Origin of the sequence: Micromonospora sp. NPDC049836 (assembly GCF_044465125.1) — a bacterium.
GTDB lineage: Bacteria > Actinomycetota > Actinomycetes > Mycobacteriales > Micromonosporaceae > Micromonospora.
This window is the reverse complement of record NZ_JBITLH010000007.1, coordinates 30,694-52,853: the sequence shown is the minus strand read 5'-3', so window position 1 is coordinate 52,853 and position 22,160 is coordinate 30,694. Positions and strand designations below refer to the sequence as shown.

21 protein-coding genes and 1 pseudogene are annotated in these 22,160 nt (G+C 73.9%); 4 read left to right on the top strand and 18 right to left on the bottom strand.

Translation table 11 applies throughout. The features are described from left to right. Window positions 1-6 precede the first annotated feature (6 nt). From rimM to proS, 5 genes are all read right to left on the bottom strand, one after another. Window positions 7-546, bottom strand: coding sequence for a ribosome maturation factor RimM (rimM, locus tag ACIBPB_RS19800; RefSeq protein WP_396841016.1), 540 nt, complete (start codon window positions 544-546; stop codon window positions 7-9). Beyond that, a complete protein-coding gene (locus ACIBPB_RS19795) occupies window positions 546-806 on the bottom strand; it encodes an RNA-binding protein (protein WP_187399607.1) in 261 nt (86 codons plus the stop codon). The genes rimM and ACIBPB_RS19795 overlap by 1 nt, the downstream gene beginning before the upstream one ends. After that, entirely contained in the window at window positions 781-1,257 is a 477-nt protein-coding gene (rpsP, locus tag ACIBPB_RS19790) for a 30S ribosomal protein S16 (RefSeq protein WP_396841015.1), read from the bottom strand. The genes ACIBPB_RS19795 and rpsP overlap by 26 nt, the downstream gene beginning before the upstream one ends. Before the next feature lie 242 nt (window positions 1,258-1,499). Further along, window positions 1,500-2,147, bottom strand: a complete 648-nt coding sequence (locus ACIBPB_RS19785; RefSeq protein WP_396841014.1) for a DUF402 domain-containing protein — start codon at window positions 2,145-2,147, stop codon at window positions 1,500-1,502. Window positions 2,148-2,219: 72 nt separating this feature from the next. Next, complete coding sequence (gene proS / locus ACIBPB_RS19780; protein ID WP_396841013.1) at window positions 2,220-3,626, bottom strand: proline--tRNA ligase; 1,407 nt, start codon at window positions 3,624-3,626, stop codon at window positions 2,220-2,222. Between the two features lie 68 nt (window positions 3,627-3,694). On the opposite strand from proS, the gene ACIBPB_RS19775 reads away from it, so the two are divergent. Further along, window positions 3,695-4,261, top strand: coding sequence for a hypothetical protein (locus ACIBPB_RS19775; protein ID WP_396841012.1), 567 nt, complete (start codon window positions 3,695-3,697; stop codon window positions 4,259-4,261). 64 nt (window positions 4,262-4,325) lie between these two features. On the opposite strand, the gene ACIBPB_RS19770 is transcribed toward ACIBPB_RS19775, so the two are convergent. From ACIBPB_RS19770 to ftsY, 13 genes and pseudogenes are all read right to left on the bottom strand, one after another. Then, window positions 4,326-5,405, bottom strand: a complete 1,080-nt coding sequence (locus ACIBPB_RS19770; RefSeq protein ID WP_396841011.1) for an amidohydrolase family protein — start codon at window positions 5,403-5,405, stop codon at window positions 4,326-4,328. Between the two features lie 18 nt (window positions 5,406-5,423). After that, window positions 5,424-5,879: pseudogene (locus ACIBPB_RS19765) on the bottom strand (Uma2 family endonuclease); the annotation flags it as partial. Window positions 5,880-5,900: 21 nt separating this feature from the next. Further along, the gene (gene ffh / locus ACIBPB_RS19760; protein ID WP_396841010.1) at window positions 5,901-7,451 is read right to left on the bottom strand and encodes a signal recognition particle protein; all 1,551 of its coding nucleotides are present in this window, start codon (window positions 7,449-7,451) and stop codon (window positions 5,901-5,903) included. 143 nt (window positions 7,452-7,594) lie between these two features. Beyond that, on the bottom strand, window positions 7,595-8,122 hold the full coding sequence (locus tag ACIBPB_RS19755) for an AAA family ATPase (protein ID WP_396841009.1): 528 nt from the start codon (window positions 8,120-8,122) through the stop codon (window positions 7,595-7,597). Further along, window positions 8,119-8,775, bottom strand: coding sequence for a response regulator (locus tag ACIBPB_RS19750; protein ID WP_396841008.1), 657 nt, complete (start codon window positions 8,773-8,775; stop codon window positions 8,119-8,121). The genes ACIBPB_RS19755 and ACIBPB_RS19750 overlap by 4 nt, the downstream gene beginning before the upstream one ends. After that, on the bottom strand, window positions 8,772-9,899 hold the full coding sequence (locus ACIBPB_RS19745; RefSeq protein ID WP_396841007.1) for a sensor histidine kinase: 1,128 nt from the start codon (window positions 9,897-9,899) through the stop codon (window positions 8,772-8,774). The genes ACIBPB_RS19750 and ACIBPB_RS19745 overlap by 4 nt, the downstream gene beginning before the upstream one ends. A 19-nt stretch (window positions 9,900-9,918) precedes the next feature. Beyond that, window positions 9,919-10,740 (bottom strand): ABC transporter permease, encoded by an 822-nt coding sequence (locus ACIBPB_RS19740; protein ID WP_396841006.1) that lies wholly within the window; start codon window positions 10,738-10,740, stop codon window positions 9,919-9,921. Further along, a complete protein-coding gene (locus ACIBPB_RS19735) occupies window positions 10,730-11,632 on the bottom strand; it encodes an ABC transporter ATP-binding protein (protein ID WP_396841005.1) in 903 nt (300 codons plus the stop codon). Before ACIBPB_RS19735 ends, ACIBPB_RS19740 begins: the two co-directional genes overlap by 11 nt. A gap of 146 nt (window positions 11,633-11,778) precedes the next feature. Continuing rightward, entirely contained in the window at window positions 11,779-14,094 is a 2,316-nt protein-coding gene (locus tag ACIBPB_RS19730) for a [protein-PII] uridylyltransferase (protein ID WP_396841004.1), read from the bottom strand. A gap of 17 nt (window positions 14,095-14,111) precedes the next feature. Then, window positions 14,112-14,450 (bottom strand): P-II family nitrogen regulator, encoded by a 339-nt coding sequence (locus ACIBPB_RS19725; protein ID WP_013284578.1) that lies wholly within the window; start codon window positions 14,448-14,450, stop codon window positions 14,112-14,114. 25 nt (window positions 14,451-14,475) lie between these two features. Further along, on the bottom strand, window positions 14,476-15,837 hold the full coding sequence (locus ACIBPB_RS19720; RefSeq protein WP_357326298.1) for an ammonium transporter: 1,362 nt from the start codon (window positions 15,835-15,837) through the stop codon (window positions 14,476-14,478). 233 nt (window positions 15,838-16,070) lie between these two features. After that, window positions 16,071-16,934: an aminoglycoside phosphotransferase family protein gene (locus ACIBPB_RS19715; RefSeq protein ID WP_302767745.1), complete on the bottom strand. Its 864-nt coding sequence runs from the start codon at window positions 16,932-16,934 to the stop codon at window positions 16,071-16,073. 7 nt (window positions 16,935-16,941) lie between these two features. Further along, window positions 16,942-18,132 carry a signal recognition particle-docking protein FtsY gene (ftsY, locus tag ACIBPB_RS19710; protein ID WP_396841003.1) on the bottom strand — a complete coding sequence of 397 codons (1,191 nt, stop codon included), beginning with the start codon at window positions 18,130-18,132 and terminating at the stop codon, window positions 16,942-16,944. 147 nt (window positions 18,133-18,279) lie between these two features. Between ftsY and ACIBPB_RS19705 the strand changes: the two genes are divergently transcribed. The 3 genes from ACIBPB_RS19705 (at window position 18,280) to ACIBPB_RS19695 (ending at window position 22,160) form a co-directional block, all read left to right on the top strand. Then, window positions 18,280-19,989 (top strand): alkaline phosphatase D family protein, encoded by a 1,710-nt coding sequence (locus ACIBPB_RS19705; RefSeq protein WP_396841002.1) that lies wholly within the window; start codon window positions 18,280-18,282, stop codon window positions 19,987-19,989. 14 nt (window positions 19,990-20,003) lie between these two features. Next, window positions 20,004-20,441 carry a MarR family winged helix-turn-helix transcriptional regulator gene (locus tag ACIBPB_RS19700; protein ID WP_396841001.1) on the top strand — a complete coding sequence of 146 codons (438 nt, stop codon included), beginning with the start codon at window positions 20,004-20,006 and terminating at the stop codon, window positions 20,439-20,441. A 114-nt stretch (window positions 20,442-20,555) separates the two neighbouring features. Then, window positions 20,556-22,160 (top strand): MDR family MFS transporter, encoded by a 1,605-nt coding sequence (locus ACIBPB_RS19695; RefSeq protein WP_396841000.1) that lies wholly within the window; start codon window positions 20,556-20,558, stop codon window positions 22,158-22,160.

The window sequence follows — 22,160 nt, the reverse complement described above, 5'->3', positions numbered from 1 at the left end:
CTCCAGTCAGAGGTCGAGCAGCCCGTCGGGCAGCTCCACCACCACGCGCCCGCCCGCGACGTCGACCTCGGGCACGATCGCCTTGACGAACGGGATGAGCGCGGTCCGACCCTCCGGGCGGCGCAGCACCAGCAGGTCGGAGGCGGGGGCGTGGTCGATCCGGGTCACCTCGCCCAGCCGCTCGCCGGCCGGGGTGACCACGGCCAGGCCGACCAGCTGGTGGTCGAGGAACTCCTCGGCGTCCTCCGGGGCAGCCACGTCGGCGCTGTCCACGCTGAGCAGGGTGCCGCGCAGCGCCTCGGCGGTGTCCCGGTCCAGCACGCCCTCGAAGGCGACCAGCATCCGCCCCTGGTGCCAGCGCGCGGCCTCGACGGTCAGCTCCGCGGGCACCCGCCAGGCGCCCGGCTCGGACGGGACCGCCCCGGGCTCGGTGCGCAGCACCATGCCCGGGGCGAACCGTGCTTCGGGCTCATCGGTCCGCACCTCCACGGTGACCTCACCGCGGATCCCGTGCGGCTTACCGATCCGGCCGACGACGAGAAGCATCAGTACGAGTCGACGATGTCGACGCGTACCCCGCGCCCGCCGATGGAGCCGATCACCTGGCGCAGCGCCTTGGCTGTCCGTCCGGACCGGCCGATCACCGTGCCGAGGTCCTCCGGGTGCACGCGGACCTCGAGCCGCTTGCCCCGACGGGAATCGACCATCCGCACCCGGACGTCATCCGGGTGGTCGACGATCCCCTTGACCAGGTGCTCCAGGGCGGGACGCAGCGCCATGTCAGGCCTGCTCGCCGGACTCGACACCGGTCTGCTCCTCGGCCTTCGGGGCCTCGGCCTCCGGCTTCGCGGCCTCGGGCTTGGCGGCCTCCGGCTTGGCGGCCTTCTTGGCCGGCTTGGCCGGGGTGTCCGCCACACCGGCGGCGGCCTTCGCCTCGGCCTCGTACGCCGCCTTGCGGTCGGCCCGCTCGGGGGCGACCTTCAGCGGCGGCGGGGCCGGCAGGCCCTTGAACTTCTGCCAGTCACCGGTCAGCTCCAGCAGGCGCTGCACGGCCTCGCTCGGCTGAGCGCCGACCGACAGCCAGTACTGGACCCGCTCCGACCTGACCTCGATCACCGAAGGGTCTTCCTTCGGCTGGTACACACCGACGAACTCGATCGCGCGACCGTCACGCTTGGTGCGCGAGTCGGCGACGACGATGCGGTACTGCGGGTTGCGGATCTTGCCCATCCGCAGGAGCCGGATCTTTACGGCCACAGTTGTTTCGCTCCTGTTGCGATCTCACCGGCCCGGTACGGGCGGTGTGGCGGGTGAGCGCCGACCGGCACAGTGGGGTTTGGGCCGGAGACTGCTCGGTGAACTGGCGACGCGCCCGGGTTAGAGGGCGCCGGACGCGCGCCGGATACCAGCGACCCATTCTGCCAGATCCGGCCGGGAACTCTCACACCGGACCCGAACACCACGCCCGGGCCGACCGGGCCGTGACGGAGGACACCGGATCAGCGCACCGGCGGGCGGTCCCACCCCGGCGGAAGTTCGTCCGGTACGTCCCATTCGGCGGACGGGGTGAAGTCGCACCAGGTGCCGTCGAACGGGAACTCGCCCGCCTCGGCGATCCGGATCACCCGCTCACCCTCGGCGCGGACCGCCTTCTCGTCGGTCACCCAGTAGTGCTCCGGGAACGCCAGCCGCTCGGCGAACTCGTCCTCGTCCTTCCACTCCCAGCTCAGGTCCGGGTACACCACCACGTCGAGGTCCTGGTCGACCATGTCGACCCCGGCCACCTCGCCGTCGTCCCACCGGACGCCGGGCTCCTCCAGGTTGACGTACCAGTTCTGGAAGCGGCCCTGCGCGTCGCGGAACCACCAGACGGAGTGGGCCGCGTCGGCCGGCAGGAACTTCAGCACCGGCGGGCCGTTCCACCGCCCCTGCGCGAGCCGGTAGGACGACGTCACCCACTCGGCGAACGGCACGGCCCGCATGCCCAGGCCGGCGACGTTCACCTCGTGCGCCACCGGCGCTTCCCGCGCCACCCAGAGCAGCAGCCCGCGCTCGTCGTCGGAGACCACCGTGGCCGACCGGACCCAGCCGATCCGGCCGTGTCGCACGTTCCGGTGCATGATCAACCGGCCGGGCTCGAAACGCACGTCACCACCTAGGGCTGTCGACCGGGGCCCCGGCCGCCCTCGCGGGCGCGCGGCGGGGCCCCTCCTTGCACCTCAGTAGGCGCGGGCCAGGACGGCGACCAGGTCCGGCTCGTCCTCCGAGTCGGGCACCGAGCCGTCGGCGCGGAGCAGGCACCGGACGGTGACGCCCTGGCCGTTCGCCTCGGCCTCACCGGCGACGCCGACCGCCGACCACGGCACCTTCGCCCAGCCGGTGCCGGCCGCCTCGATCGCCTCGGCCAGCGTCGCCACCTCGACGGTGCGGGACCGGCGGAACTCCAGCGCCTGGTCGTGCAGCGTCCGCTGGTCGGCCTCCAGCGCGGCCAGCACCGCGCCGACCACGTCGGCGACCGGCGTCGGGGCCTTCGAGCCGTCGGTACGCCGCACCACCACCGCGTTGCCGGCGGCCAGGTCACGGGGACCGACCTCGACGCGTACCGGGTAGCCGCGCAGCTCGGCGTCGACCGCGCGACGGCCGAACGCGGTGTCGGTCCGGTCGTCGAGCGCCACCCGCACCCCGGCGTCGCGCAGCGCGTCGCGCAGCTTGGCCGCAGCCTCGCTGACGCCCTCGCCATCCTTGACGATCATCACGTACGCCTGGATCGGCGCCAGCTTCGGCGGCACCCGCAGGCCGTTGTCGTCGCCGTGGCACATGATCAGACCGCCGAGCATCCGGGTCGAGGTGCCCCAGGAGGTGGTCCAGGCCAGCTCCCGACCGCCCTCGGCGGAGGAGTAGCTGATGTCGAACGCCTTGGCGAAGTTCTGGCCCAGCTCGTGGCTGGTGCCCAGCTGGAGCGCCTTGCCGTCGCCCATCATGCCTTCGCAGGTGTACGTGGCGGTGGCGCCGGCGAAGCGCTCGCGGGCGGTCTTCAGGCCGACCACCACCGGGATGCCGAGCACGTTGACCATCAGGTCCTCGTACGCCTCGTGCAGGATCCGGCGGGCGTAGGCCCGGGCGTCGGAGCGGGTCGCGTGCGCGGTGTGCCCCTCCTGCCAGAGGAACTCGCTGGTGCGCAGGAAGATCCGGGGGCGCAGCTCCCAACGGACCACGTTGGCCCACTGGTTGAGCAGCAGCGGCAGGTCCCGGTACGAGTCGATCCACTTGGCCATGAACTCGCCGATCACCGTCTCGCTGGTGGGGCGCACCACCACCGGCTCGGCGAGCTGCTTGCCACCGCCGTGGGTGACCACGGCCAGCTCCGGCGAGAAGCCCTCGACGTGCTCGGCCTCGCGCTTGAGGTAGCTCTCCGGGATGAAGAGCGGGAAGTACGCGTTCTCCGCGCCGGCCGCCTTGATCCGGGTGTCCATCTCGGCCTGCATCCGCTCCCAGATGGCGTAGCCGGCCGGTCGGATGACCATGGTCCCCCGGACCGGGCCGTTGTCGGCCAGCTTCGCCTTGGCGATGAGGTCCTGGTACCAGCGGGGAAAGTCCTCCGCACGGGGAGTGAGCACGCGTGCCATGACCGCACATCCTATGCCGCCGTCTCGGGGCCCATGCGATCGGGCGCGCGTCGATAACATCTGCGCTCATGTCACGCCTCGCCGCCTTCTTCGGCCGGTCCACCCCGACCGCCCCGCTGCCCTGGCCGCCGCACTCGCCGGAGGGTCTGGTGGCCCGCTGGGTCCGCTGGGTCGCGGCGCACGACGACCGGCAGAACCCGGTGAGCGACCCGACCGGCGCGAACGCCGGCCACCACCAGCCGGCGGACGTCTGGTTCCTGGCCGGCAGCTACGGCGAGACGGTGCGCCGACGCTGCGTTGTCCCGGCCGGGCGCCCGCTGTTCTTCCCCGCGTTCAACATGTGGCAGTGGCCGGCGCGTCCGGGTGAGCTGCCGGTGGTGTCCCGCGCCAGCGGATACGCGCTGGTCGACGGGGTGCCCGTGCCGGTGGCCACGATCGGCACGGCGACGCCGTTCGAGGTGCGCGGGGTGGCTGGCAACGGCGTGACGGACACCTCCCGACCGGAGCAGGTGAGCTGCTGGGGCCTGTGGGCCACGGTGGCGCCGCTGGCCCCGGGGCCGCACACGGTCGCCTTCGGCGGCACCGACGGCCACGGCTTCCGGGTCGACGCCCACTACGAGGTGCAGGTCGGCTGACCCCGGCTCGCGGCCGTCGCCCCGCGGCCCGCACGGTCCGCCGGCCGGTCCGGTGCCGGCGGGGTCAGCGCAGGACGCGGCCGCGCAGCACGACGCGGGACGGGGTACGGACGACGCGCAGGTCCCGGCGCGGGTCCTCGGGGTAGACCACGAGGTCGGCCAGGCCGCCCTCGACCAGGCCCGGGAAGCCCAGCCACTCCCGGGCCCGCCAGGAGGCGGCGGCGAGCACGTCCTCGGCGGACATGCCGGCCCGCTCGTGCAGCAGCAGCATCTCCTCGGCGGCCAGCCCGTGGTCGATCCCCCCGCCCGCGTCGGTGCCCACGTAGATCGGCACCCCCGCCTCGTGGGCGGCCCGGACCACCTCGGGGAAGCGGTCCCGCAGGGCGAGCATATGGTCGGCGTACCCGGGGAACTTGGCGCGGGCCTGCTCGGCGATGCCGCCGAAGGTCTGAATGTTGATCATCGTGGGCACCAGCGCGGTGCCCTGCCGGGCCATCAGGTCGATCAGGTCGAGGCTCAGCCCGGTGCCGTGCTCCACCGAGTCCACCCCGGCCCGCACCATGATCTCGACGGCCGACTCGCTGAAGGTGTGCACCGCGGCGCGTGCCCCGGCGGCGTGCGCGGCGGCCACGGCGGCGGTCATGGTGTCCGCGTCCCAGGCCGGGGCGAGGTCGCCCACCCCCCGGTCGATCCAGTCGCCGACCAGCTTGACCCAGCCGTTGCCGGCGGCGGCCTGCGCGGTCACCGTCGCGGCCACCTCCGCCGCGCCGACCTCGATGCCGATGTCGCGCAGGTAGCGCTTGGGCGGGGCGACGTGCCGGCCGGCGCGGGCCAGGCGCGGCAGCTCCGGGTCGTCGTCGAGTTCCGGGTACGGGTACGGCGAACCCGCGTCGCGGATGGCCAGCACCCCGGCGTCCCGGTCGATGCGGGCCAGCTCGCGGGCCTGGTCGACGGAGGTGATCGGGGCGCCGCCGCGGGCGATGCCGAGGTGGCAGTGGGCGTCGGTCAGGCCGGGCAGCACGAACCCGCCGTCGGCCACCGTCTCGGCGCCGGGCACCGGTTCGAAGGTGACCCGGTCGCCGACCAGCCAGATGTCCCGGACCTCGTCGTCGGGCAGGAGCACACCGCGCACATGCAGAGCCATGTGCACAGTCCTACCCGATCACTCCTCCTCGCCGGCGAGCAGGTCGTTGCGGCGAGCCGTCAGCGCCGGCAGGTCGACCGAGACCTTCCAGGGCCGCTCGGTGACGAACAGGTCCTCGGTGTGGGCCAGTTGCTCGTACTCGCGGGCGGTGCCGCCGAGCGTGTACTCGGTGAGCGCGATCCGCTCGTGCTGCGGGTCCACCACCCAGTAGGAGCGGACCCCGGCGTGCGCGTAGACCTTCGCCTTGTCGTACAGGTCGCGGAAGTGCGACGTCGGCGAGACGACCTCCACCGCGAGCAGCGCGTCCTCGATCGGGACGGGGGACCGGCCGGCGTGCTTGCGCCGGATCACCACCACGTCCGGACGCGGCTCGTTGCGACGGTCGACCCGCATGGACAGGTCGATGCTCACCAGGAACTCCGGCGGGCAGTTGGTGCGCAGCGCGAGCAGCAGCTCGACACACAGTTCCTGGTGCCACCCACCGTCACCGACACGCTAGCGGGGGCCCTTGTCGCCCTTGCCCAGCTTGTTGAAGTCGATCTTCGGGAGCTTGAAGCCCGGCGGGAGGCCCTGGCCGCCGGCCAGGTCGCCCGGGTCCAGGCCCGGCGGGAGCTGCGGCATGCCACCCGGGAAGCCGCCCGGCATCCCGGCGCCGGTACGCGGCCGACCGCCGCCCTTGGTGCCCTTGCGCTTGTTCTTGGGCGACTTGGTCGCCTTGCGCCGGCCACCGCCGGGCAGGCCCATCATGCCGCCCATCTGCTTCATCATCTTCTGCGCGTCGGCGAAGCGGTTGAGCAGCTGGTTGACGTCCATCACGGTGACCCCGGAGCCGTTGGCGATGCGGGCCCGGCGGGAGCCGTTGATGATCTTCGGGTTGGTGCGCTCGGTCGGGGTCATCGACCGGATGATCGCGGTCACCCGGTCGAAGTGCTTGTCGTCCAGCTCGGCGAGCTGGTCCTTCATCTGCCCCATGCCCGGCATCATGGCCAGCACGTTGGCGATCGGGCCCATCCGCCGCACGGCGATGAGCTGGTCGAGGAAGTCCTCCAGGGTGAAGGTCTCGCCGCCGACCAGCTTGGCGGTCATCTTCTCCTTCTGATCGGCGTCGAAGGCCGCCTCGGCCTGCTCGATCAGCGTGAGGACGTCGCCCATGCCGAGGATCCGGCTGGCCATCCGGTCGGGGTGGAAGACGTCGAAGTCCTCCAGCTTCTCGCCGGTGGAGGCGAAGAGGATCGGCTGACCGGTGACCTCGCGGACCGACAGCGCGGCACCACCGCGGGCGTCGCCGTCGAGCTTGGAGAGGACCACGCCGGTGATGCCGACGCCGTCGCGGAACGCCTCGGCGGTGCGGACCGCGTCCTGACCGACCATCGCGTCGATGACGAAGATGACCTCGTCGGGCTGGACCGCGTCGCGGATGTTCGCGGCCTGCTGCATCATCTCCGCGTCGATGCCGAGCCGGCCGGCGGTGTCGACGATGACGATGTCCCGGGCGGCCCGCCGGGCGTGCTCGATCGAGTCGCGGGCGACCTGCACCGGGTCGCCGACGCCGTTGCCGGGCTCCGGGGCGTACACCTCGACGCCGGCCCGGCCACCGAGGACCTGGAGCTGCCCGACGGCGTTGGGGCGCTGGAGGTCGGCGGCGACCAGCAGCGGCTGGTGGCCCTGGGCCTTGAGCCAGCGGGCCAGCTTGCCGGCCAGGGTGGTCTTACCGGAACCCTGGAGGCCGGCCAGCATGATCACGGTGGGCGGGTTCTTGGCGAACTGGAGCCGCCGCCCCTCGCCGCCGAGGACGTTGATCAGTTCCTCGTTGACGATCTTGACGATCTGCTGGGCCGGGTTGAGCGCCTCGGAGACCTCGGCGCTGCGCGCCCGCTCCTTGACGTTCGCGATGAAGCCCTTGACCACCGGCAGGGCGACGTCGGCCTCCAGCAGCGCCATCCGGATCTCGCGCGCGGTGGCGTCGATGTCGGCGTCGGTCAGCCGGCCCTTGCCACGGAGCTTGGTGAAGATGCCGGAGAGGCGGTCACTCAAGGTGTCAAACACGCGAACATCCCGTTTGTCGTTTTCGGCGGGCACACGGAGCGGCCGGGCACGAGGTCCAGCCACCGTTAGGGTAGCCCGCCGCCCGCACCGGCGCTCCGGGCCGGCCGGCCGCCGCCCTCAGCCGCTCGGCCGCCGCGCCGGGGTCAGGGGAGACGGCTGAGCGAGGCGACGATCTCGGCGGCCACCGCCGCCGGGCCCCGACCGTGGTTGTCGACCTCGACGGTGTCGGACTCCCGGTCGGCGAGACCGCTCAGCTCGGCCAGCGCGCGGGCCACGTGCCGGTGCCGCCAGTCGCGCGCGCCGGCCTCCCGATCGTCCCCGTCGATCCGGGCCCGGAGCACCGGCTCGGGCACCCGCAGCACGACCTGGCGTACCGGCGTGCCCCGCCGGCGCAGGCCGCCGAGAATTTCGCTGCGGTAGTCGGCCCGCAGCAGCGTCATCGGCACCACCACCGGCCGGCCGCCCCGGGCCGCCAGCCCGGCGAGCCGGACCGTCCACCGCCGCCAGGCGGCCAGGTCCTGGTAGTCCCCGCCGGGCACCGGACGGGTACGGCGCAGCGCGTACCCCAGCCACTCCGGGTCGAAGCGGCGGGCGGTGGGCAGCGCCCGGCACAGCTCCCGGGCCACCGTGGTCTTGCCGGCGCCGAACGCGCCGTTCAGCCAGACGATCACGAGGCGACCAGCCCCGACTGGTACGCGAAGACCACCAGCTGCGCCCGGTCCCGGGCGCCCAGCTTGACCATGGCCCGGCTGACGTGGGTACGCGCCGTGGCCGGGCTGACCACCAGCCGCTCGGCGATCTCGACGTTGCTCAGCCCCTCGCCGACCAGCCCGACCACCTCCCGTTCCCGGTCGGTGAGGGCACCGAGCCGGGGGTGCGGCCGGGGTACCCGGGCCGGCCGGTTGGCGAACTCCCGGACCACCCGCCGGGTCACCGACGGGGAGAGCAGCGCCTCCCCCTCGGCGACCAGCCGGACCGCCCGGAGCAGGTCCGCCGGGGCGGTGTCCTTGGTGAGGAAGCCGCTGGCGCCGTGCCGCAGCGCGTCGAAGACGTACTCGTCCAGCTCGAAGGTGGTGAGCACGACCACCCGGGTGCCGGTCAGGGCCGGGTCGGCGACGATCCGCCGGGTCGCCTCGATGCCGTCCACGCCCGGCATCCGGACGTCCATCAGCACCACGTCGGGCCGTTCCCGGCGGGCCAGTTCGACCGCGGCGAGCCCGTCGGCCGCCTCTCCCGCCACGGCGAGGTCGTCCTCGCTCTCCAGCAGGGCGCGCAGCCCGATCCGGACCAGGTCCTGGTCGTCGGCGATCAGCACCCGGATCATCGAACCTCCTCCACGGGCAGGGTGGCGTGCACCCGGAAACCCCCGGCCGGCGCCGGCCCGGCGGTGAACGACCCGCCCAGCGCGGTGACCCGCTCCCGCATGCCGGCCAGGCCGTAGCCGCCCGGCCGGGGCGGACCGGCGGCCGCGCCGCGCCCGGTGTCGGTGACCTCGACGGCCACCTCGGCGGGAGCGTAGCGGAGCCGGACGGCGGCGGTGGCCGGGCCGGCGTGCCGCAGCACGTTGGTCAGCGCCTCCTGCACCACCCGGTACGCGGCCAGGTCCACCGCCACCGGCAGCGGCCGCGGCTCCCCCTCGACCTCGACGCTCACCGGCACCCCGGCGCCGGCCAGCCGCTCCCGCAGCTGTGCCAGCTGGGCCAGGCCCGGCGCCGGGGACCGCTCGTCGGCCGCCTCGTCGCGCCGGACCACGGTCAGGGTGACCCGCAGCTCGTCGAGCGCCTCCTTGCTGGTGCGGCTGATCGCGGTCAACGCCGCCTCGGCCTGCTCGGGCTTGCGGCCCAGCAGGTGCAGCGCGATCTCGGCCTGCAGGTGGATCGCGGCCAGGCCGTGCCCCACCACGTCGTGCACCTCCCGGGCGACCCGCAGCCGCTCGGCGTCGGCGAGCCGGCGCGCCTCGTCCACCCGGTCGCGGGCCGTGCTCTCCCGGATCAGCCGCACCGTCGTCCCCACCGCGAACGGCACCGCCACCCACGCCACGGCGGGCATCAGGCCGAGCAGGCCCGGCGGCCGGACACCGACGAAGACGTGCACCAGCAGCACGGCCAGGGCGACGCCGCAGGCCACCGCCGCCGCCCGGGCCGGCCGGTACGCCACGACGGTGTAGACCGCCACGACGAACGAGAGCAGGATCGGGCCGTACGGGTAGCCGAAGATCAGGTACGCCGTGGTCGCCGCGGTGACCGCGGCCAACGTGACCAGCGGCCAGCGCCGGCGTACGCCCAGCGCCAGCGCGGCCACCACGACCAGCGGATAGGTCGCCCGGCCGGTGTCCACTCCCTCGTTGGCGCCGGCCGGCCCGGTGCCGGCCAGCCCGATCGCGAGCAGTGCCAGGGTGAGGGCGGCGTCGAAGGCGACCCCGCGCCACCCGAACCGGTCCCGGTCCACGCCGTCCCTCCTCCCGGCCTCAGCCGATGTCCCGGCGGCGCAGCAGCGCCCCGCCGACCGCCGCGAACGCGATCAGGTACGCCGCGACCACGAGCGCCGCCTGCCCGCCGCCGACGGTCGCCGCGACGCCGGGGGTGTCCCCGGGCGCGCCGAGCGCCGCGGCCAGCGCCCCGGCGTTCGGCCCGGGCAGCCCTTTCTGCGCCTGCGCCACCCAGTCGACCAGCGGCGCGGCGATCGCGGAGAGCAGGTTCTGCACCGCGAGCAGCCACACCAGTCCCAGCCCGACCGGCAGCGCGACCGCGCGCAGCGCGACGGCGAGCACGGCACCGAGCATGGCCCACATGGTCGCGATGAGCCACCCCGCGCCGAGTCCGGTGAGCAGTTCACCGACCGTGGGCCAGTGCAGCGGTTGCGCCTCGGCGGAGGCGATGGCGAGGCTGGCCCCGGCCCCGACCGCGAACACGGCGAGCACCACGGTGAGCGCCGCGGCGGAGAGCGCGAGCAGCTTGCCGGCGTACACCTCCAACCGGGTGGGGCCCTGGGACAGCACGGTCTTCCAGGTGCCCCAGCCGTACTCGCCGCCGACGGTGAGCACGCCGAGGATCAGCAGGATCGCGCCGAGGAAGACGGGCAGCCCGCCGAGCGAGTTCCCGACCAGCTGGTCGGGGAGCAGCGCGGGCAGGCTCCGGTCCGTGTTCGGGCCGTCGGTGCCACCGGCGATGCTGGCGTACGGGAACAGGTAGGTGAAGATCAACGACAGCGCCAGCGTGATGGCCAGCAGCAGCCAGTTGGCCGGCCGGCGGACCAGCTTGACCAGCTCGGCGCGGAAGCTACCCGACATCGGCCGTTCCCTTCTCGATGAGGTCGAAGAAGACCTGCTCCAGATCGCGTTCCCGGGGACGCAGCTCGCGTACCGCCAGTCCGGCGCCGACCAGCTCGGTGTTGAGCCAGGCCGCCCGGTCCGGCTCGACCGACAGCTCCAGCCCGCCGTCCACCACCCGGACCCGGTCGGCCCCGACCAGCGAGCGGACCCGGGCGGCCGCCTCGTCCAGCGGGTCGGCGAGCACCCGCAGCCCCGCCGCGCCGCGCAGCTCGGCGACGGTGCCCTCGGCGACCAGCCGGCCCCGGGAGATCACCCCGACCCGGTCGCAGACCTGCTCGACCTCGCCGAGCAGGTGGCTGGAGACGAGCACGGTGCATCCGCTCGCCCCGAGCCGGCGGAGCAGCCGGCGCATGTCCGCCATGCCGGCCGGGTCGAGACCGTTGGTCGGCTCGTCGAGGATCAGCAGGCGCGGGTCCTTGAGCAGCGCCGCGGCCACGCCGAGGCGCTGCTTCATGCCCAACGAGTAGCCGGCGTACCGGTCGCCGGCGCGGTCGGTGAGGTCGACCAGGTCGAGCACGAGCGCCACCCGGTCGGCGCCGACCCCCGCGTACCGGGCCAGCACGCCCAGGTTGTCCCGCCCGGAGAGGTACGGGTAGAAGGCCGGCCCCTCGATCAGCGCCCCGACGCCGGTGAGCCGGCCGGCGCCGGGCGACCGGCCGAGCAGCCGGACCGTGCCGGCGCTGGGCCGGACCAGTCCGAGCAGCATCCGCAGGGTGGTGGTCTTACCGGCGCCGTTGGGGCCGAGGAAGCCGTACACCTCGCCGGCCCGGACGGTGAGGTCGAGGTCCCGCACGGCGGTCAGGCCGCCGTACCGTTTCGTGAGCCCTTCGGTCTGCACTGGCAGGTTCATACCCCGAGCGTGCCGCCGCGCGGCCGCCGGCACGTCGCCCCGGCGGCGACTCCGCCGCTACGTCACCGGGCGTAGGCCGGCCCGGGGTCGGGCCGCGCCGAGCAGGCGTCGCTGCCCGACCGGAGGCGTCGACCGGGGCGTCCTCCTCACACCACGGCCAGCACGGCCGCCTCGATGCGGGCGCGGTCGGCGTCGGCCGGCCAGCCGCCGACCAGGTAGAAGGCGTCCACCACGTCGCCGCCGAGGGTGGAGATCCGGGCCGCCCGGACCTGCGCGCCGGCCTCGTCGAGGGCGCAGGTGACCCGGTAGAGCAGCCCGGCCGCGTCGGCGGCGCGCAACTCCAGCAGGACGGCGTCGGTGGCCGCCTCGCGGTGCCAGACCACCCGGGGTGCGGCGCCCTGCCCGCGCCCGGCCAGGGCCCGGCCGCGCAGCCGCTGGATGACCGAGACGTCCCCGCCGACCGCCCGGCGCAGGTCGGCGCTGAGCGCGATCGGGTCGGGCGCCAGGCCGTAGCGGGGCTGCACCCGGCACTGCACCAGGGCCCGGCCGCCGACCGTGGCGGCGTCCGCGGAGATCACCTCCAGCCGGTGCAGGGCCAGGCAGCCGGCCACCGTCGCGAGCAGGCCGCGCCGGTCCGCCGCGGCCACCGACACCCGGTCCTCCCCCAGGTGTACGACCGGCAGCGGCCCGGCGACCAGGGCCGGGTCGGGGTCCGGCGGCGCGGGCACCTCCCCGGTGTCCAGGGCGGTACGCACCCGGGCCACCAGTTCGGCGACGAGCCGACCCTTCCAGTCCGACCAGGCGGCCGGCCCGGTGGCGGCGGCGTCGGCCCGGGTCAGCGCGTGCAGCAGGTCCAGCGTGGTGGAGTCGCCGACCCGCTCGGCGACCCCGGCGACGGTCTTCGGGTCGGACAGGTCCCGCCGGGTGGCCACGTCCGGCAGCAGCAGGTGCAGCCGGACCAGCTTCGCGATCAGCGCCGCCTCGCCGGCCGGGAGCCCGATCCGGGTGGCCACCGCCTCGGCCAGCGGCGCGCCGACGGTGCTGTGGTCGGCGGCCGCCCCGTCGGCCTCCCCGGCCGGCACGCCCTTGCCGATGTCGTGCAGGAACGCGCCGAGCAGCAGCAGGTCCGGCCGGTCCACCTCGCGGGTGTGCCGGCTCGCCTCGTAAGCGGTCTGCACCAGGTGCCGGTCCAGGGTGAACCGGTGCACCGGGTTGTGCTGGGGCAGGCTGCGCAGCCGGGTCCACTCGGGCAGCCAGCCGTCGATCAGCCCGTACCGGTCGCAGGTCTCCCAGGCGGGCACCAGGCCGGCACCGGCGCCGAGCAGGGTGATCAGCGCGGCGCGGGCGGCCGGCGGCCAGGGCGCGGGCAGCGGCGGGCAGTACGCGGCCAGCCACTCGCAGGTGGCCCGGGCGATGGGCAGCCGGGTGCTGGCCGCCGCGGCGGCGACCCGCAGCGACAGGCTGGGGTCCGGGCGCGCGCCGATGGCGGTGCGGGCGAGCACCAGCTCACCGTCGTGTTCGACGACGTCCCGGGCGACCGGGCGGCGTACCGCCCGGCCCGGGGCGCCGCGGTGGCGGCCGGAGCGGAGCCGGTCGGCGGCCCGCCAGGCGTCGTCGAGCGCGTGGCTGACGGTCCGGGCGTCGCCGGCCACCCGGCGCAGCAGCGCGTCGCCGTCGCCGAGGTCGCCGCTGGCGGCGGAGGCGCGCAGGCCGAGCAGCGCGGCCACCCCGTCGCGTTCCTGGGCGACCAGCCGGTCGACCCGGCGGCCGGCCTGCTGGTGCAGCGCGTCGCGGGTGTCCAGCAGCCGCCGGTGGGCGGCGTGCACGGCGGGGCGCAGCGCGTCAGTGACCCCGGCGGTGGCGATGGCCCGCAGGATCCCGACGTCGCGCAGCCCGCCGGCGGCCTCCTTGAGGTCGCCCTCCAGGAGGAAGGCCAGTTCGCCGTGGCTCCCCCAGCGGGCCGCGGTGATCTCCCGCAGCCGCGGCAGCTGCCGTACGGCGGTGCGCCGCCAGTGGTCGGCGGCGGTGTGGATCAGCTGGTCGGCCAGGGCCGGGTCGCCGGCCAGGTGGCGGGCGTCGAGGAGGCCGAGGGCCACCTTGACGTCGTCCTGGGCGACCGACAGCGCCTCGGCGACGGTCCGCACCGAGTGGTCCAGCCGCAGCCCGGCGTCCCAGATCGGATACCAGAGCGAGGCGGCCAGCTCGTCGGTGCCGGGCACCCCGGCGTGCAGCAGCACCAGGTCGAGGTCGCCGTAGGGGGCGCACTGCCGGCGCCCGAGCCCGCCGACGGCGACCAGGGCGATCCCGGGCCGGTCCGGGAAGAACGCGCGCAGCCAGGCGTCCAGGGCGTCGGCCCGCCGGGCCCGGGCGCCGGCGCCGATCCCCCCGGGAACGCCGGCGACCTCGTTGACCACGGGGTCGCCGGCCCCGGTGGGGTCGGTGGCCGTGGTCAACGAGGTCACGTCGGCTGGTCCGGCGCTCAGAGGGCGTCGAGGCCGCGCTCGCCGGTACGCACCCGGACGACCTCCTCGACCCCGGTCACCCAGACCTTGCCGTCGCCGATCTTGCCGGTCCGGGCGGCGCCCACGATGGCGTCGACGATCTTGTCGACGTCCATCTCGTCGGTGAGCACCTCGACCCGGATCTTGGGCAGGAACTCGACCGTGTACTCGGCACCCCGATAGACCTCGGTGTGCCCCTTCTGCCGGCCGTAGCCCTGGACCTCGCTGACGGTCAGGCCGGCCACGCCGAGGGCGTGCAGGGCCTCCTTCACCGCGTCCAGCTGGTACGGCTTGATGACCGCGGTCACCAGCTTCATGTCCAACCCCTCCATCCCAGGAACGTTAACCGGCGACCTTCTCGCTGACCGGCTCGGCGGGCTCGTCCGCCTCGGTGCTGGCCGGCGCGGCCGGCTTGGTGCCGCCCAGCCCGGCCATCGCGAACGCGCCGCCGGCGCTGCTGCCCGTGGTGGGCGACAGGTCGTACGCGCTCTCCGCGTGCTCGGCCACGTCGATGCCCTCGATCTCCGCCTCGGGGGCGATCCGGAACCCGATCGTCTTGTCGATCACGAAGCCGAGCGCGTACGCGATCACGAAGGAGTAGACCGTCACGATCAGCGCGCCCAACGCCTGCTTGCCGAGGAGCGTGGCGTCGCCGCCGACCAGCAGGCCGTCGCTGGCCACCAGCGAGCTGACCGAGGCGGTGCCGAACAGGCCGATCCAGAGGCAGCCGATCCAGCCGCCGACGAAGTGCACGCCGACCACGTCCAGCGAGTCGTCGTAGCCGAGCCGGTACTTCAGGCCGACCGCCAGGGCGCAGACCGCGCCGGCGACGAGACCCAGCAGCACCGCCGCGGCGGGGGTGATGAACGCGCAGGCCGGGGTGATCGCGACCAGCCCGGCCACGGCGCCGGAGGAGGCGCCCACCAGCGTCGGCCGGCCGTCGCGCAGCCACTCCACCACGATCCAGCCGAGCAGCGCGGCGGCGGTGGCGACCTGGGTGTTGACGAAGGCCAGCGCGGTGACCCCGTCGGCGGTCAGCTCGGAGCCGGCGTTGAAGCCGAACCAGCCGAACCAGAGCAGCCCGGCGCCGAGCGCGACCAGCGGGACGTTGTGCGGCTTGGCGCTCTCCCGGGGCCAGCCGACCCGCTTGCCGAGCACCAGCACCAGGGCCAGGGCGGCCGCACCGGCGTTGATGTGCACCGCGGTGCCACCGGCGAAGTCCAGCGCGCCGATGTCGCCGCCGATCAGGCCGCCGCCCCAGACCATGTGCGCGACCGGGAAGTAGACCAGGGTGGCCCAGCCGAACGCGAACAGCAGCCAGCCGGCGAACTTCGTCCGGTCGGAGAGGGCGCCGCTGATCAGGGCCACGGTGATGACCGCGAACATCATCTGGAAGGCGATGAAGACGTAGAGCGGGATACCGGTCTCGCCCCACAGGTCGCTCTCGCCGACGAACGTCTTGGTGCCGAGGTACTGGCCCAGGTCACCGATGAACTTGCCGCCCTCGCCGAAGGCGACGGTGAAGCCGTAGAAAAGCCACAGGATGCTGACGAGCCCGATGGACGAGAAGCTCATCATCATCATGTTCAGGGCGCCCTTGGACCGGTTCAGTCCGCCGTAGAACAGCGCGAGGCCGGGCGTCATGAGCAGTACGAGCGCAGTCGAAACAAGCAGCCAGGCAGTGTTCCCGGTATCGATCTCCACGCTGCCTCCTCTCGGTGTCGGAATTCCTCCCTCCGACTGAGTCCTGGCAGCGTCGCCCGTCAGCCGGTTGCGCGGAAGCTTTGTCGGCGGCTGTTTCCTGCACCGACACCGCTCGATTTCCGACGCGTGACGGGTTGTTTCCGGCGTGTGAAGAACGTCGATCATGCCCGGCGCGGACGGACGCGGTGGCCGCCTCCGCCCCGGAGGCGGCCACCGGCGTGACCCGGGGGCGCTCAGCGCAGCGCGTACTCCAGGGCGTTGCGCTCGTAGTCGAGCAGTCGCAGGTCGCGCATCGGCCGGCGCAGATGGCCCTTGTGCACGATCCGGACGAAGGCCGGCTCACCGGCCGCGGCCATCCGCCGGATCCCCTCGACGTGGTCGACGATGCGCTTGCGGATGGTCCGGATCAGCCGGTGCCGGTCGCGCGGGATCAGCCCGTACGCGTCGGCGAACAGCCGCAGCCGGCGCGGCCGGTCCGGGTGCTTCCAGCCGAGCGTGATGGAGTCCCGGTCGGAGAAGATCGGCACCCAGGTCCAGGCCGCGTACGCCACGTCGTAGATCCGGGCGCCGGGCGAGGCCAGGTCGAAGTCGATCAGGCCGAGCGTGCCGTCCGGCCGCCAGATCACGTTGTGCGGGGCGGCGTCGTGGTGGCAGATCACCTCGGTGTCCGGCGGGGGCGGGCCGAACGAGCGCCACACCGCGCCGGGCGGCGGGGTGAAGCCGTACTGGGCGTCGTGGAACATCCGCAGCATGGTCGCCACGGTGACCAGGGCCTCGTCGGTGACCCAGTGCGGGGCCAGCGGGTACTCCCCGCACTCCCCCTCCAGGTACGACAGGACCTCCCGGTTCCGCTCGTCCATGCCGAGCGCGCGGGGGGCGCCGGTGAAGCCCACGTACTCCAGGTGGCGCAGCAGGGCGTGCACGGAGGGCGTCCAGGGGCCGGCGTTGCGCCGGACCGTGTCGCCCACCCGGACCACGGTGCTCACGTTCCCGCCGTGCAGCGGGATCTCCTGCGAAGTCACGTACGGTCTCCCGAGGCGCGGCGACGGGTGGCTGGGGTCGCGCCACCCCGCGTAGGCGCGATCGTCAGTCGTCACGTCGAGGCTACGCGTCCCGGGCGAGCGGCTCGGTGCCGAGCAGCGCGTCGACGAACTGCGCGGGGTCGAACGGGGCCAGGTCGTCCGGGCCCTCGCCGAGGCCGACCAGCTTGACCGGGATGCCGAGCTTGCGCTGCACGGCGATCACGATGCCGCCCTTGGCGGTCCCGTCGAGCTTGGTCAGCACCACGCCGGTCACGTTGACCACCTCGGTGAAGACCCGGGCCTGTTCCAGGCCGTTCTGGCCGGTGGTGGCGTCGAGCACGAGCAGGGTCTCGTCGATCGGGCCGTGCTTCTCCACCACCCGCTTGACCTTGCCCAGCTCGTCCATCAGGCCGATCTTGTTCTGCAGCCGACCGGCGGTGTCGACGAGCACGGTGTCGACCCCGGTGTCGATGCCGCGCTTGACCGCGTCGAAGGCGACGCTGGCCGGGTCGGCGGCCTCCGGGCCCCGGACGGTCTCCGCGCCGACCCGGCCACCCCAGGTCTCCAGCTGGTCGGCGGCGGCGGCCCGGAAGGTGTCGGCGGCGCCGAGCAGCACGGTCCGGCCGTCGGCGATGAGCACCCGGGCGATCTTGCCGCAGGTGGTGGTCTTGCCGGCGCCGTTGACCCCGACGACCAGCACGACCGCCGGTACGCCCTCCTTCGGGGCGGTCCGCAGCGACCGGTCCAGGGTGGGGTCGAGGGCGTTGACCAGCTCGGCGGCGAGCAGGGCGCGCAGCTCGCCGCCGGACCGGGTGCCGAGCACCCGGGTCCGCTCGCGGAGCCGGTCGACGATCTCCCGGGTGGAGTCGATGCCGACGTCCGCGGTGATCAGGCTGTCCTCGATCTCCTCCCAGGTGTCCTCGTCCAGGTGGTCGCGGCTGAGCAGGCCGAGCAGGCCCTTGCCGAAGACGCTCTGCGAGCGGGACAGCCGGGAGCGCAGCCGGACCAGCCGGCCGGCGGTGGGCTCGGGGACCTCGATGGTGGGTGGCGGCGCCTCGACCACCGGCGGCGGCTCGACCAGCACTCCGGTGGTGAGGTCCGACTCCGGGGCCGTGACCGGCGGACCGGCCAGGTCCTCCTCGGCCCGGGTGTCGACCTCCGTCCTCGGCAGCGGCGGCTCCGGGCGCCGGCGCAGCCGGGGCACCACGAGGCTGAGGCCACCGACGATCAGCGCCACGAGCAGGGCGAGGGCGACGAGGAGGTATTCCGTCATGCCCGAAATCCTGTCAGATGCCGGCGACGGCGTCCCAATCACCGCCGCCGTACGCGAGGGAGCTGCGGGTACGCTCGCCGCTGGAAGGCGTACCGCAACCGCCGGCCGGGTAGGGAAAGGTTCAAACGATCTTGTCGGAGGTGCGTCGTGCCCAGCTCCCGCCTGCTCATCGGCCCGCTCCTGCGCCGGGTCGTCGGCACGCGGGCGACCGTCTGGGTGGAGACCAGCGGGCCCGCCGTGGTGACGGTCCGCACAGCCGACGGGGCGCGGGGCAGCGCGCCGACCTTCACGGCGTACGACCACCACTACGCGCTCGTGGTGGTCGAAGGGCTGACCCCGGACAGCAGCACCAGCTATGAGGTGCTGATCGACGACGAGCTCGCCTGGCCGGTGCCGGAGAGCGGCTTCCCGGCCAGCGTGATCCGGACCCGCGCGGCGGACGACCGGGAGCAGCCGGTCCGGCTGCTGTTCGGTTCGTGCCGGGAGACCACCCAGCACTCGACCGCCCGCCGGCTGCCGCCGGACGCGCTCGACGCGTACGCCCGGCGGATGATGGCCGACCCGGACCCGGCCAGCTGGCCCGACCTGCTGGTGCTCCTCGGCGACCAGGTCTACGCCGACGTCACCTCGCCGACCGTGCGCAAGCTGCTGCGCCGGCGCCGGCGCCGGCCGAAGGACGCCCCGGCGACCCAGGTGGTCAGCTTCGACGAGTACACGAAGCTCTACCTGGAGTCCTGGCGCGACCCGGAGATCCGCTGGCTGCTCTCCACCGTGCCCAGCGTGATGATCTTCGACGACCACGAGGTGATCGACGACTGGAACACCTCGGCCTCGTGGCGGGCGGACATGCGCCGGCAGCCGTGGTGGGCGGAGCGGATCCGCAGCGGCCTCGCCTCCTACTGGGTCTACCAGCACCTGGGCAACCTGTCCCCGGACGAGGTCGCCGCCGACCCGGTCTACGCCAAGGTGACCGCCGCCGAGGACGCCACGGGCGTGCTGCACGAGTTCGGCGAGCGGGTCGACACCGAGGCCGACGTCGCGCACGACACCGAGCGCTGGCGGGCCGTGCAGTACCAGTGGAGCTACGCCGTCGACCTGGGCCGGACCCGGCTGGTGATGCTGGACAACCGGTCCAGCCGGGTGCTGGAGACGGGCAACCGGGCGATGCTGCCGGCGGGCGAGTGGTCCTGGTTCCTGGACCGGGCGCACGGCGTCTACGACCACCTCGTGGTCGGCGCCTCGCTGCCCTGGCTGCTGCCGCCCGGCATCCACCACGTGGAGGCGTGGAACGAGAAGCTGGCCGACTCCGGCCGCCCCTGGGTGGCGCGGGTCTCCGAGCGGCTGCGCCGGGGCTGGGACCTGGAGCATTGGGCGTCGTTCCGGCGTTCCTTCGACGCCCTCGGCGAACTCTTCGCCCGGCTGGGCAGCGGCCGGGCCGCCCGGCCGGGGGCGCGGGTGGGCGCCGGCCCGGCGTACCCGGCGCCGGCGTCGATCAGCGTGCTCTCCGGCGACGTGCACCACTCGTACGTGGCCCGGGCCCGCTTCGCCGACCGGGGCGTACGCACCCCGGTGCACCAGCTCACCTGCTCGCCGATCCACAACCAGGTGCCGGCCGCGATGCGTCCGCTGATGCGGCTGGGCTGGAACCCGGGTCCGGCCGCCGCCACCCGGGCCCTGGCCCGCTCGGCCGGGGTACGCAAGCCGAGCGTGCGCTGGAAGAAGCTGGCCGGCCCGTACTTCGGCAACGCGGTGGCCACGCTGACCCACCGGGGCCGGACCGCCGACGTGCTGATCGAGGGCACCACCAGCGAAGGGGACCTGCGCACGGTGGCTCGGCAGCGGCTCGCGGAGGGCTGAGTACGCTCTGCGGCGTGGAGGAGCACCAGCCCGAGACCCTGCGCGCGGTGGAGCACGAGCTGACCGCGCTGTTGCGCCGTGGGCGGGCGCTGTCCTGGGAGATCGCCCGGGAGGTCCACCCGAACCTGGAGCCGAACGCGTACGGCCTGCTGCTCTGGCTGCGCCGGTCGGGTTCGATCCGGCTGACCGACCTGGCCGTCCGGCTGGGCATCGGCAAGGGCACGCTGAGCCGGCAGATCAACGGCCTGGAGTCGCTGGGTCTGGTGCGTCGCGACCCGGACCCGACCGACCGGCGGGCGGCCCAGCTCAGCCTCACCGAGGAGGGCACCCGGCGGTTCGACGCGGCCCGGTCGGCCCGACTCGGACAGATCCGCCGTTCGCTGGAATCCTGGCCGGAACGGGACGTCGAGGACTTCGCCCGGCTGATGCACCGGTTCAACGAGACCTTCTGAGCAGCTCAGCGCCGGAATAAGACGTTCGCCACGCGCGGTTGTTGCTTGAGGCAACCAAGCCATACGGTTGCCCGAGTCAACCTTCCGCCGTCTTCTCTCCGGAGGCAATCCACGATGACGCAGGCGACAGCGCCCACCCGGGCGACCGCCGTCGGCATGTCCCACCGGCAGATCCTGGAGGCCCTCTCCGGCCTGCTGCTGGGCATGTTCGTCGCGATCCTCTCCTCCACGGTCGTCTCCAACGCGCTGCCGCGGATCATCACCGACCTGCACGGCAGCCAGTCGGCGTACACCTGGGTGGTCACCTCGACGCTCCTGGCGACCACCGCCACCACCCCGATCTGGGGCAAGCTCGCGGACCTGACCAGCAAGAAGATCCTGGTCCAGCTCGCTCTGGTGGTCTTCGTGCTGGGCTCGGTGCTCGCCGGGCAGGCCCAGTCCACCGGCGAGCTGATCGCCTGCCGGGTGGTGCAGGGCGTCGGCGCGGGCGGCCTCACCGCGCTGGCCCAGGTGATCATGGCGACGATGATCGCCCCGCGCGAGCGCGGCCGGTACAGCGGCTACCTCGGCGCCGTGATGGCCGTGGGCACCATCGGCGGCCCGCTGATCGGTGGCGTCATCGTCGACACCGACTGGCTCGGCTGGCGCTGGTGCTTCTACGTGGGCGTGCCGTTCGCCGTCCTCGCCCTGATCGTGCTCCAGAAGACCCTGCACCTGCCCGTGGTCAAGCGGGCAGTGAAGATCGACTGGTGGGGCGCCACCCTGATCACCGCGGCCGTCTCGATGCTGCTGATCTGGGTCACCCTGGCCGGCGACCGGTACGCCTGGCTGTCCTGGCAGAGCGGCGTCCTGGTGGTCGGCGCGGTGCTGCTCGGCGCGCTCGCCCTCCGGGTGGAGAGCCGGGCCAGCGAGCCGATGATCCCGCCGCGCCTGTTCCGCAACCGCACCATCACCCTCGCCGTGGTCGCCAGCATCGCGGTCGGCGTGGGCATGTTCGGCGCCTCGGTCTTCCTGGGCCAGTACTTCCAGATCAGCCGCGGCGAGAGCCCCACCATGTCCGGCCTGATGACCCTGCCGATGATCGGCGGCCTGCTGGTCGCCTCGACCGTGGTCGGCCGGATCATCAGCAACACCGGCCGCTGGAAGCGCTACCTGGTCGCCGGCTCGGCCCTGCTCACGGTCGGCTTCGCGCTGATGGGCACGATGCGCGCGGACACGCCGTACTGGCGGCTCGCCGTGTTCATGGCGCTGATCGGCCTCGGCCTGGGCATGACCATGCAGAACCTGGTCCTCGCCGTGCAGAACACCGTCGGCCCGCACGAGCTCGGCGCGGCCAGCTCGGTGGTGGCGTTCTTCCGCAGCCTCGGCGGCGCGGTCGGCGTCAGCGCGCTCGGCGCGATCCTCGGCCACAAGGTCAAGGACTACCTGGCGGACGGGCTGGCCGGTCTCGGCATCCCGGCGTCCAGCTCGGGCAGCGGCGGTACCCTGCCGAACGTGCACACCCTGCCCGCCCCGATCCGCGCGGTCGTCGAGGCCGCGTACGGGCACGGCGCCGGGGACATCTTCCTGGCCGCCGCCCCGTTCGGGCTGATCGCCCTGATCGCGGTGCTGTTCATCAAGGAGGTGCCGCTGCGCCGGCACAACGGCGACCCGGTCGCCACCGAGGTCGAGCGGGCGTCCACCGACGCCCCGGTGCTCCCCACGGGCGCGCGGGGCTGA

Excerpts from the sequence above, each read along its gene's own strand:
- rimM (WP_396841016.1), bottom strand. The coding sequence starts at position 546 with ATGCTTCTCGTCGTCGGCCGGATCGGTAAGCCGCACGGGATCCGCGGT.
- proS (WP_396841013.1), bottom strand. The coding sequence starts at position 3,626 with ATGGCACGCGTGCTCACTCCCCGTGCGGAGGACTTTCCCCGCTGGTAC.
- ACIBPB_RS19775 (WP_396841012.1), top strand. The coding sequence starts at position 3,695 with ATGTCACGCCTCGCCGCCTTCTTCGGCCGGTCCACCCCGACCGCCCCG.
- ACIBPB_RS19770 (WP_396841011.1), bottom strand. The coding sequence starts at position 5,405 with ATGGCTCTGCATGTGCGCGGTGTGCTCCTGCCCGACGACGAGGTCCGG.
- ACIBPB_RS19750 (WP_396841008.1), bottom strand. The coding sequence starts at position 8,775 with ATGATCCGGGTGCTGATCGCCGACGACCAGGACCTGGTCCGGATCGGG.
- ACIBPB_RS19740 (WP_396841006.1), bottom strand. The coding sequence starts at position 10,740 with ATGTCGGGTAGCTTCCGCGCCGAGCTGGTCAAGCTGGTCCGCCGGCCG.
- ACIBPB_RS19735 (WP_396841005.1), bottom strand. The coding sequence starts at position 11,632 with ATGAACCTGCCAGTGCAGACCGAAGGGCTCACGAAACGGTACGGCGGC.
- ACIBPB_RS19725 (WP_013284578.1), bottom strand. The coding sequence starts at position 14,450 with ATGAAGCTGGTGACCGCGGTCATCAAGCCGTACCAGCTGGACGCGGTG.
- ftsY (WP_396841003.1), bottom strand. The coding sequence starts at position 18,132 with ATGACGGAATACCTCCTCGTCGCCCTCGCCCTGCTCGTGGCGCTGATC.
- ACIBPB_RS19695 (WP_396841000.1), top strand. The coding sequence starts at position 20,556 with ATGACGCAGGCGACAGCGCCCACCCGGGCGACCGCCGTCGGCATGTCC.